Genomic DNA, 6,951 nt, shown 5'->3' on the forward strand with positions numbered 1-6,951 from the left:
TAAAGTTAATACCATAGCTTTCATCCTTTAAGTGACCTGTAATTATATGAAGTGAAGATGCTACTCCCCTATGGGTTACTGGAATTCCTGCATATGCAGCTGCACCTATAGCTGAGGTTACTCCTGGCACTACCTCATATTCTATTCCTGCTTTTTTAAGTGATGCTATCTCTTCACCACCACGACCAAATAGGAATGGATCTCCCCCCTTAAGGCGTACTACAATCCCCCCCTTAAGTCCATATTCAACAAGAATACTATTTATCTCATCCTGAGTTTTTGAATGGTTTCCTGACCTTTTGCCAACATATATCATTTCAGCCTTTGGGTTTATATAATTTCTTATTCCATCTCCTATAAGGCTATCATAAACAACAACATTAGCCTCTTTTAAGAGGTTTGCACCCTTAACTGTTATAAGCCCAGAGTCTCCAGGCCCTGCCCCTACTAGGTACACTCTTCCCTTCATAACTATCCCCCTATTTTCATTCTTTTAGCAAGACTTAGCCCTACGTCCTGTGCATCAACTATGTTTCCACTTTCCTCTGATATTGTGTACTTCCCTGATGACTCATCATAGTAAAGCCCCTTAAGAATTATATTCTCTCCATCAACCTTTCCATAGGCAGCTACTGGGGAACTACACCCTCCATCTAAATATCTAACAAAGGCTCTTTCCGCAATAGATGTATAAAATGCACTGCTTGAGTTTACACATTCTAAAAACGAGTAATCAACTCCTCGTCTTCCTTGAATCGCAAGTACTCCCTGTCCTGCTGCAGGTAGTATTTCACTTGTGTCAAAATATCTACTAATTCTCTCCTCAAGACCTAACCTTTTTATACCTGCTGCTGCTAGTATTATTCCTGAAAACATTCCATCATCAAGCTTTTTAAGTCTTGTTTGAAGGTTTCCACGTATCCAGTCTGTTTCTGCTCCCTTAATTACATCCTTAACCATTAAGCTTCTTCTAAAACTAGAAGTTCCAATAGGTTTACTTAAATCAAGTTCACTACATCCCTTTGGAAGAATTAATACATCCCTTGGATCCTCCCTTTTAGATAGTCCTACAATTGGTATATCCTCAGGGGTTTCCATAGGCATATCCTTAAGTGAGTGAACAGCAAGGTCAATTCTCCCCTCCATTAAAGCAGCATCAAGTTCCTTAACAAATAGTCCTTTGCCACCTATTTTATCAAGGGTAACATTTAGTATTTTATCCCCTGTTGTTTTCATAGTAACAAGCTCTATTTCTATATCACTATGAGATTTTTTTATTTCATCTATAATTAAATTAGTCTGTATAACAGCTAATTTGCTTTCACGACTTCCAACTATTATTTTTCTCTTTCCCATAACCTACCTCATATAAGCTTATTTATTTTAGACCTTATATCCTTAGCATCCCTATGACTAGTGCCGCTGGCGGTTACCCCTACAACAACAGATCCCCTAGTTATTACCCCTGGAAAATAAAAGTCACATTCTTCCTTCTTGTCTCCAATATTACATAAAATATTGTTTTTCCTGCATTCTCTATGTATAAGGTTATTTATCTCTCGACTACTTGTTAAGGCAATTACTATATCGTAATCCTCTACTTCACCACTTATATAACCTCTTTCATAAACCTTAATATTATTATCCCTGCAAAGGGTCATCACCTCATTTGATACTTCCTTAGCTATTACTGTTATATTCTTAGTGAATTTAATAAGGGTTTTAAGGCGCCTAAGTGCTATAGCACCCCCTCCAACAACTAGAACTTTTTTATCTGTAATCCTAAAAAACATTGGAAAGTATAACTCTCTACCCTCTTCACCACAGATGATATTTACTGCAGCATCTAGGGTAACCCCACTTTCACCTTCACGTCCTATAACAATGGCTGTAATGCCTATCTCCCTTGCAGCCTCTATTTTATCTATATAGCCACCTCTATCTCCACTTTCCTTAGTTACTAAATACTTAGCACCAGAGAACCTAATATGCTCCATATTCATTTCCTTTGAAAATGGTCCCTGCATAGCTATAATATTGCTTCCCTTAATTCCAGAATTTAAACACTTTTCAAGGGCTGGAATTGAAGGTAGTATTCTCGCATATATTCTTTCACTATCTAACTTATTAAACAGTGAAATATTATTACTTCCTGTGGTTAAAAGAATATTTCCACTGGTTTTATTCAGGTAATCCACAGCTTCTTCAATAGATTCTAGGTATATATCCCCACTTATACTACTTACGTCCCTAAGTATCCTGATTCTTTTTCTTCCCTGCTTAATGCAGCTTAATCTAATACTTTCAGTAACAACCTTTGCATATGGATGGGTTGCATCAACTATATAGTCATACTCCTTAACCATTTCTTCAATTTCTTCCTGCTGCCTTGCACCTACTAGAATATTTAGGTTTTCACATTCTTCATAGTCATCCTTTGAATAGCTATAAACCATGCAAAGTGTTACATAAACATTACTTAAAATTAATCTTTTTACTATTTCCTTCCCTTCACTTGTTCCACCGAAAACAAGTACTCTAGTCATGTTTATAACCTCTTTTAGTAACCATATTCCCTGATATAACCTCAGTTGATTCATTACCTATAAATACTGTTGTAAACATATCTACACTTTCATTTAATAATTCACCAAGGGTTAATATCTTCTTCTGCTCACCTTCCCTACCTATATTTCTAACTATTCCACATATGGTTTTAGGTGATTTATACTTAAGCATAATCTTCACAGCATCATGTAGGTAGGATCCTCTTTTCTTACTTGATGGGTTGTATATACATATAACAAAGTCAGCACTTGCCGCTGCTTCTACTTTTCTATGAATTTTTTCAAGTGGAGTTAATAAATCACTTAAACTAATAACAGCAAAATCATGTATTAAAGGTGCTCCAAGTACTGCTGCCCCACTACATGCTGCTGTTATTCCACTTATAATTTCTATTTCTACCTCTTCATAATCCTTAGATACCTCATATATAAGACCTGCCATTCCATACACTCCAGCATCTCCACTACAAACCATAGAAACCGTTTTCTTCTTTAAGGCCTCCCTAAAGGCTATATGGCATCTTTCAACCTCCCTTTTCATAGGAGTTGATAATATTTCAGCATCCTTAAAGTGTTCCTTAATAAGATCTGTATATACTGTATACCCTATAATCACATCACTACTACTAAGTGCACTCTTTGCCCTATCTGTAATCTCATCAAACCGTCCTGGTCCAAGCCCTACAACATATATTTTCACTACTGTCCCTCCTATACTTAAACTAGTTAACTTACCCTATTCTAATAATTCTCACCTTAAATAATTAATATCTATAATCTATAAAATACCCTCTAGCTTAGCTTTATAATAATTCTTACGGCTACCACGAGTATAATAATAATCACTAAATTCATCTATATACTCCCTACTTATAGCCTCCGCTTCTCTTATAATATTTGAATATATATTTCTATCTCCATTTGAAATACTGTCTATATCATAAAGTGTAACTCCAGCAATTTCACTAATACTTTCCTCAATATCCCTTGGCATTGCAAGGTCAATAAATATTCTCTCATTACCATCAAGGCTTTCAATAACTTTTGACCTAGTTAATGTATAATGTGGACTTAAGGTTCCACTTATAACAACATTTTGATTTATATAATCATATCTATTTTCATAATTAACAGGAGTAGCTCCCTCTACAATCTTCCCTTGACCATGTTTATAACTTCTAGTAGTCATGTAAACACTATGACCTGCAAGTAAAAGCTCCTCTGCTACCCCTCTTCCTATTTCACCATTACCTATAACAAGACATGTAATAGGTGCCTTAAACTTGTCCATAATAATCCAGTTAATATTTTTTCCTATACTATTGTTAAATCTTTTTATTTTAAGTGTTGATTTAACCTTTTTACCACAGGTAACTCCCATTCTAAATAGCTTTTCAAGTACCGAATCAATAGCCTTGTATTTCCTTGCTATATCAGCACTTTCCCTTACCTGGGTTAAAATCTGATCCTCACCAATAATCCTAGATTCCATTCCACTTGAAAGGGAAAATATATGTTTTACAGCCTCAATTGAGTTTCTTAATATAAAGTTTTCCTCTATAAATTGAAGTGGAACATTAAATATTCTAGACGCCATTTCACTAATTGTAATCTCATCCCTATAATTACTTAACCATATTTCTGTTCTATTACAGGTTGAAATAATAACAACACCTGAAACCTTATAATAACCCTTAATAATTTTCAAAGCCCTAACTAATTTAGAACTAGTAAGTGCTACCTTCTCCCTAATATGAACAGGGGCAGCAATATGGTCTATGCCTATCATATTAATATTCAAAGCTAACACCACCCTCTACCTTTGCTATACTAATTGTCATTCCCTTATAGGAGGTTTTTCTAAGTATTAACTTTCCTCCGTTAATTAAGGCTGATCGCTCACATACATTATCAACACCTGTAATAGACTTAACAAAACTCGATGATGTAAACTCTCCCTGCACATTATTAAGTTTGTCTGCTGTATATGTATGAAATGGTATATTATGCTTTAAGCAGAATTTTACTATTCCCTCTTCACTACTCTTTAAATTAATAGAATTAAGTGACTTAATTCCTGATATAAGAAGCTTATTCTCCTTAAATATTGAAATAATAAAATCCTCAATTAATTCAGGGGCAGTACCCTTTTTACATCCTATTCCTACAACTAAATTCTTTGAAATAAGCCTTAGTGTATTCTTAAATGGAGTAATATCCCTTGAACCTATATACACCCCAAATTCAAAGCTATCTCCCCTATAGTGATGTGGAATATCAGATACTATTCCTTCATCTGATATAAGAGTTACACAATACCCATCTATTATTCTTGATGCTATAATCTTAGCCATTGCTATATTATCAATAGACAAATTATTATTAACAGCAAACTCATCAACTGGAATAATTCCTCTAACATCACTACCTGTAGTTAATATAGCCCTTGATGATAGTCCACTTGCTATATCACGGGAGAGTCTATTAGCCCCTCCTATATGACATGACAATATAGGTATTACACTTTCCCCAATATCATCTATAACTATTATTCCAGGGTCTATTTCCTTGCCCTTAATATATGGAGCTATTCCCCTTACAGCTATTCCACAACTTCCTATATATATACCAAACCTATATTCTTCAAATACCTTTTTACTAAATTCACTTAAGGTTAACCTATTAACCCCTTGCTTATCCCTAGTAGAGTATATATCCACACTATGACCAATATCTGAAAGTACCTTGGCTACCTTCTTAGATATTGTAAGACCTTGACTCGAATAGGATATTATAGCTGTCTTCATATTGTAGCCTCCCTAAATTCATGGGTAAAACCAGGGTCATATAACTTAGATAATTCATATTCCCCCTCTAAAAAATCCCCAACTAAAATCAGAGCAGTCTTAGTTATATTATTCTTCTTAGCTGTTTCATGAAGGGTGTTTACAGTGCATATAAATTTCTTCTCATCATCCCATGAAGCCTTATATACTATTGCAGCCTTAGTAGTAGGTGAATACCCACCCTCAACTAGGTTCTTCTCAAGTGACTCTAATAAACCTGTACTTAAAAATATTGCCATTGTAGCCCTATGCTGAGCGAGGCTTTTAATGCTTTCACCTTCAGGCACCTTAGTTCTTCCCTCAGCCCTTGTAATTATTACTGTTTGGCTAACTGATGGAAGTGTGTACTCTATCTTTAAAGCAGCTGCTGCTGCAAATAAACTACTAACCCCAGGGGTTACCCTATACTCAATTCCCTCTCTATCAAGCCTATCCATTTGTTCCTTAATAGCACCATAAATAGCTGGGTCTCCAGTATGTACACGAACTACCTTTTTTCCTTCCCTGTAGCCTAGTGCCATAACATCTATAACCTCATCTAAGGTCATAGATGCACTGTTATAAACCATAGCACCTTCTTTTCTATAGTTTAGAATCTCCTTATTAACAAGGGACCCTGCATATATAATTACATCTGCATTCTCTATAATTCTCATACCCCTAACAGTTATTAAATCAACTGCACCAGGACCTGCTCCTACAAACTCAATCATTTAATCCCATCCTTTATAACAACTAATGAAAAATAACTTAAATCATCCTCTAGTCTCTTTATATTTCTAAACACCCTTTGTTTATCCATAGATGCTCTTTCAACTATATTAATTTCACTATCTCCATTAGAATTAATATCATTAATTAATTTCTTCATTCCCTTACCTGACTTCATAAGAATCTTGCAGCCATGTAGGGATTCTATCTCACTACTATCCCTATGTGACATAGGCATAATATGTAGTGGCTCGTTTCCAAGTACTAAAATACTATTTAAACTTGAGGCAGCTGCACAAAAGGAAGTAATTCCAGGTATTATTTCCACATCATATGAAAGTGACTTAACAATATTATGGATATATCCATAGGTTGAATATATACTTGGATCTCCAAGTGTTAAAAACCCTATATCTTGTCCACTATCTAAAATCTCTATTACCTTTTTAGCTGCTGTTATATGACTTTCATATAGCTTTTCCTTATCTCTTATCATAGGAAGGTCAAGTTCAATAATATTCTTGTCCTTTAGGTCAACCTTCGCCTTTACAATACTTAGTGCAACATTATCACCTGCACCTGACTGTGGAGTAGCAATAAATCTACATTTATTTATTGTTTCCACTGCCTTTAAGGTAAGAAGACTAGGATCCCCCGGTCCTACACCTATTCCGTATAATTTACCCTTGTCCATAATTAACTCTCCCTAATTTAATCCCTTTAGTATTTCATCGACCTTATTTGTTTTGAATAATATACCATATTTGTTAGAAAAGACAATAAACTCAATGAATTTTTGGTTATTTATTCTATTTTTAAGGTGAAAA

The 6,951-nt window shown here is 34.8% G+C and carries 8 protein-coding genes; all 8 read right to left on the minus strand.

The features are described from left to right. A partial coding sequence (gene cobA, locus RR539_RS08805) for a uroporphyrinogen-III C-methyltransferase (protein WP_332500346.1) occupies positions 1-469 on the minus strand: 469 nt, incomplete at its 3' end. A gap of 2 nt (positions 470-471) precedes the next feature. Continuing rightward, positions 472-1,356: a hydroxymethylbilane synthase gene (gene hemC / locus RR539_RS08810; RefSeq protein WP_332474537.1), complete on the minus strand. Its 885-nt coding sequence runs from the start codon at positions 1,354-1,356 to the stop codon at positions 472-474. 8 nt (positions 1,357-1,364) lie between these two features. Beyond that, entirely contained in the window at positions 1,365-2,546 is a 1,182-nt protein-coding gene (gene cobK / locus RR539_RS08815) for a precorrin-6A reductase (protein ID WP_332474538.1), read from the minus strand. Continuing rightward, entirely contained in the window at positions 2,539-3,267 is a 729-nt protein-coding gene (gene cobJ, locus RR539_RS08820) for a precorrin-3B C(17)-methyltransferase (RefSeq protein ID WP_332474539.1), read from the minus strand. Before cobJ ends, cobK begins: the two co-directional genes overlap by 8 nt. Before the next feature lie 78 nt (positions 3,268-3,345). Further along, on the minus strand, positions 3,346-4,368 hold the full coding sequence (locus RR539_RS08825) for a glutamyl-tRNA reductase (RefSeq protein WP_332483561.1): 1,023 nt from the start codon (positions 4,366-4,368) through the stop codon (positions 3,346-3,348). Then, complete coding sequence (locus tag RR539_RS08830; protein WP_332483560.1) at positions 4,358-5,374, minus strand: cobalt-precorrin 5A hydrolase; 1,017 nt, start codon at positions 5,372-5,374, stop codon at positions 4,358-4,360. The genes RR539_RS08825 and RR539_RS08830 overlap by 11 nt, the downstream gene beginning before the upstream one ends. Beyond that, on the minus strand, positions 5,371-6,126 hold the full coding sequence (cobM, locus tag RR539_RS08835) for a precorrin-4 C(11)-methyltransferase (RefSeq protein ID WP_332474936.1): 756 nt from the start codon (positions 6,124-6,126) through the stop codon (positions 5,371-5,373). The genes RR539_RS08830 and cobM overlap by 4 nt, the downstream gene beginning before the upstream one ends. Then, positions 6,123-6,818 (minus strand): precorrin-2 C(20)-methyltransferase, encoded by a 696-nt coding sequence (gene cobI, locus RR539_RS08840; RefSeq protein ID WP_332483559.1) that lies wholly within the window; start codon positions 6,816-6,818, stop codon positions 6,123-6,125. Before cobI ends, cobM begins: the two co-directional genes overlap by 4 nt. Between the last annotated feature and the right edge of the window lie 133 nt (positions 6,819-6,951).

The sequence above is a fragment of the Clostridium sp. genome (assembly GCF_036639235.1).
Lineage (GTDB): Bacteria > Bacillota > Clostridia > Clostridiales > Caloramatoraceae > Clostridium_AB.

Bases quoted from the DNA above. Each gene is read 5' to 3' on its own strand.
- RR539_RS08830 (WP_332483560.1), bottom strand. From the start codon at position 5,374: ATGAAGACAGCTATAATATCCTATTCGAGTCAAGGTCTTACAATATCT.
- hemC (WP_332474537.1), bottom strand. From the start codon at position 1,356: ATGGGAAAGAGAAAAATAATAGTTGGAAGTCGTGAAAGCAAATTAGCT.
- cobI (WP_332483559.1), bottom strand. From the start codon at position 6,818: ATGGACAAGGGTAAATTATACGGAATAGGTGTAGGACCGGGGGATCCT.
- cobK (WP_332474538.1), bottom strand. From the start codon at position 2,546: ATGACTAGAGTACTTGTTTTCGGTGGAACAAGTGAAGGGAAGGAAATA.
- cobM (WP_332474936.1), bottom strand. From the start codon at position 6,126: ATGATTGAGTTTGTAGGAGCAGGTCCTGGTGCAGTTGATTTAATAACT.